This window comes from Bacillota bacterium (genome assembly GCA_040754675.1).
In the GTDB taxonomy this organism is placed as follows: Bacteria; Bacillota; Limnochordia; order Limnochordales; family Geochordaceae; genus Geochorda.
Genome location: JBFMCJ010000531.1, coordinates 1 through 2,773, shown reverse-complemented (window position 1 = coordinate 2,773; position 2,773 = coordinate 1). Strand labels below are relative to the sequence as shown.

Sequence of the window (2,773 nt, the reverse complement as noted above, 5' to 3'; positions counted from 1 at the left end):
GGACGGAAAAGTGTCAAGGGGAAGAACAGACGTTCCCTGCCACTAATGGCCCAAGGCTTTGGGCTTGAGGTTGCCCATGCGTACGCCTGGATTCATCACATCTGGCGTTCGCGATAGCGACCCTATCGGTCACCCACTGGGAGGCTCTACGGGGGCTGTTGGTGGCGCGATTGGCGGGAGAATGCTGCCGAGCACGCCGCTCGGCAGGGGGGTTAATGCTGCAGTATCTAAGGTGGTACGGAAACTCGCAAGAAGATGAAGGGAGGAAAAGGGTGCATCTTCCCGACCTGAGGACGGTGCTGATTAGTTGTGTGGTCTTCGCGGCAGGTGGAATTGTGTTCGGCCTGTTCCTGGTGTACGGCATGGAGCGTTTGTTTGGACTCTCGCTCGGAATCGCCAAGACACCCATCAACGTTATCAGGATAGCGGTGGCGTTCTTCTTTTGGTTTGTGCTATTCGTGGGTGTTCTTCCGCTGCTGCGGGGAGGCAGGTGGGGAACAGGGTAGTGTAAGCACCGTGGGATGCTGACGGAACGGACGGCGTGCTCGCGGGGCGGGGTTGGGGAGAACGCCGTCCCGCACCTGCTGGTGGTTGGTGGGCCTTGGTTCGGGGAACGGGCGTTGGGCGACGCTCCTCGATTACCTCCGCTGAGCTCAATTAGCCGTGGCAGGCGCTCTTGCAGGCTACGGTGCTAACAAGGTCAACCGGCCTGGTGCAGAAATCCGTGTGCGGCCTGTATTCCGGCGGCAGGCTTTGTGATGAGGCCATGCCTCCTTCGGGAAGCGATTGGCCCCGTTTATTCTAGCACGCCCCTCGACCCAAGCTCACAGCTCCGTGGTTCGTGGGTGAGCATGGGAGACACGGTCGGGATTCGGGGCACGACGAGTTCACAGGGGGGACCTTACCCCCATGACAGATCCGGCGTTGCGCCTGCAAAGGCTTGAGCGTAAGGCGACCTGACCCCGAGGTGGCTGTTGTCTTGCTGTATGTGCCGCCTGGCAAAAGAGCGGGGCGCTGGCGTACTTGTGCGGTGCCCTTGTACGGCGGGCACCAGACCCCGTTGTTTACTCCAGGGCGGCGGGGTACTCTGCACTGGCCTCGGCCTCAGACCTGAGCCGTCGGGTGTCTATTATCGCTCAGGTCGCTGCGTTCCTGGAGTTCAATCTTGGGGGAGCCCACGGCCTTTCTCACGTCATGGTCTTCGGCATAACCCCGAAAGGAAACGTGAGCCTCGAGGCGGATATGACGATTGGCAACGGTGAAGTGAGGGCGGAAAGGGACGCTGCCCTTGTGGTGGTGGGAGAATGGTCTTGTAGCATGCGCGTGTTCCTTCCCCGGGGCGGCCGCATTGTCCATCATTCGGTTCCGCGTAACGGTGGCCCCGTGAGTGAAAAGGGGTGCCGTTTGAGTCGCTCGAAGTGGTTGTGGGGTCCTGGATGCCGTTGTTGGGGAATTGAGAGAGCTTGAGGAGGTGGACGTCCGGCCCCGCGAGGTTCCTCCAGAGGAAGTGGCGTAGACGGGGAGTGTTGGACGTCGTCGCGGTATGTGTTGAGGGTGCTAAGCTCGAGACTGTGCAGAAACGGAGGGTTGGGAGTTGGACGTCTGGGTGCAGGCCGTTGGGGTGGTAATAGGGATTCTGCTCCTCTTTGGAATTGGCTGCGTGTTGCGGCGTGGGTACGCAGAGCTTCACGACCTTTACAGCCCCGAGGTTCAGTAGGCATTTCGGCTTGTTCGTGCCCGCCGTGCGGTGCGTCAGGAGACTACCTCCGGCGGAACCGGGGAAAGCAGTAGGAGTGGTACGGCGACGGGCGTGGCGGGTCGGGATGCGCGTAGCAATTGGAACAGCCAAGAGCAGGCGCTGCTCGACGAAGCGCTGCTCCTCGCCGTCAGGGCCCACCGGGGGCAGAAGGACAAGGGTGGTGCGCCATACATCCTTCACCCCTTGCGGGTGATGCTGTCGCTGGGCGAGCCGTCGGAAATGGTCGCGGCTGTGCTCCACGATGCGATTGAGGATGGAAACGTGAGCGCCGAACAACTGAGAGGTAAGGGCTTTCCTGAGGAGGTCGTACGTGCTCTGGATGCGCTGACGCGGCGGCCCGGGGAGGATTACGGGGAGTATCTGGTCCGGGTGAAGGCGAACCCTCTGGCCCTCCGGGTGAAGGTGGCCGACCTGCGGGACAACCTCGACGAGTCCCGCATCCCGGACCGTACAGAGGAGGACCTCCGGCGCTGGGAGAAGTACCGGCGGGCGCTGCAGGAGCTAGAATGCTGACCTCCGGGGCTAGGAGGTGCGAACGCTAAGTCCGTCACCAAATGTCGGACTGGAAGTTGTAGGCTGGCCTTGGATATGATTGCGGGAGCGGGGTCCGCGTGGGTCGCTTCTTAGCACAGGGTGACGGCATCCTCATCCAGACGGCCCGCGGCGACTCGGTGCTGGTGGACGGCGGCCTCCCCCGATGCCGGTCCTGAGGTTGTCCGGTACCTGATGAGGGGTGGATAGCAAACAAAGGGTCCCTGGGGGGGCGGGAACGGAGATGCCATGGGAGCATGTTGGCGACTGCGGTGAGGGGCAACTCCTGGGTGAGCGAGAATGGGTGGTCACCGAACTCGAGCTGGCGATCCGATACCTGGAACACGTCTGCGGTCGAGCTAATATCGGAAGGTGTGGAAAAACCGATGGCGTACACGTAGAAGAAGTGGCCTCCGCTGGCACGGAGGCCCGGAAAGGAGTACTCAAATGCCAGCAGCAGTGTACCACGTTAACGTACCGGAA

Annotated in this window: 3 protein-coding genes; all 3 read left to right on the top strand. The window is 61.7% G+C overall.

The annotated features are described in order from the left end of the window. The first annotated feature begins 272 nt into the window (after positions 1-272). The gene (locus AB1609_20305) at positions 273-506 is read left to right on the top strand and encodes a hypothetical protein (GenBank protein ID MEW6048786.1); all 234 of its coding nucleotides are present in this window, start codon (positions 273-275) and stop codon (positions 504-506) included. A 1,088-nt stretch (positions 507-1,594) separates the two neighbouring features. Next, positions 1,595-1,717: a hypothetical protein gene (locus AB1609_20300; GenBank protein MEW6048785.1), complete on the top strand. Its 123-nt coding sequence runs from the start codon at positions 1,595-1,597 to the stop codon at positions 1,715-1,717. 93 nt (positions 1,718-1,810) lie between these two features. Beyond that, on the top strand, positions 1,811-2,272 hold the full coding sequence (locus AB1609_20295) for an HD domain-containing protein (GenBank protein ID MEW6048784.1): 462 nt from the start codon (positions 1,811-1,813) through the stop codon (positions 2,270-2,272). Positions 2,273-2,773: the final 501 nt, after the last annotated feature.